Source organism: Roseisolibacter sp. H3M3-2, assembly GCF_029211165.1.
GTDB lineage: Bacteria > Gemmatimonadota > Gemmatimonadetes > Gemmatimonadales > Gemmatimonadaceae > Roseisolibacter.
Genome location: NZ_JARGEK010000781.1, coordinates 1 through 611, shown reverse-complemented (window position 1 = coordinate 611; position 611 = coordinate 1). Strand labels below are relative to the sequence as shown.

At 79.2% G+C, this 611-nt stretch carries 1 protein-coding gene; it reads right to left on the bottom strand.

What is annotated here, in order from left to right:
* On the bottom strand, positions 1–611 hold a 611-nt coding region (locus tag PYV61_RS26375), incomplete at both ends, for a tetratricopeptide repeat protein (RefSeq protein ID WP_275836864.1).

Genomic DNA, 611 nt, shown 5'->3' with positions numbered 1-611 from the left:
AGCCCGGCGCCGGCGATCGCGCGCTGCACCTCGGGGTGCGCCATCGCCTCGGCGTCGGCGCGGGCGCGCTCGCCGGCCGCGTCGGCGGCGGCGACCTGCGCCTGCCCCATCACGCGCTGCATCTCGACGCTGCTCATCGCCTCGGCGGCGGCGGTCACCCCCGCCTCGCCCGCGCCGGCGATCGCGCCGCCGAAGCCGCCGGCGAGCAGCTCGTCGGCGCGGTCGCGCACCAGCGGCGAGCACGCCACCTCGCCGCGCTGCGCCAGCACGCCGCAGATGCGCAGGTCGAGGTTGCTCGCGTCGCGGCGCAGCGGCACCGGCACCGCGCGCGCCGTGTCGGTGAGCACGGCCAGCACCTGGCGCCCGCGCTGCAGGTCGCTGGTGTTGCCGATGCGGTAGAGCGCGTACGCCTGGAAGTAGGTCGCGTCGTTGGCGTACGCCGACTTCGGCCAGCTGGCGGTGACGCGGCGGAACGCCGCCTCGGCCTGGCGGTAGTCGCCCTTGCCGAGCGCCGAGCGGCCGGCGCGGTAGACGGAGTCGGCGGGGTCCTGCCGGCGCGACGCGGGCGCCGGGTCGGGCGCGGGCGTCGCGGGCGCCGCGGGCGAAGTCGG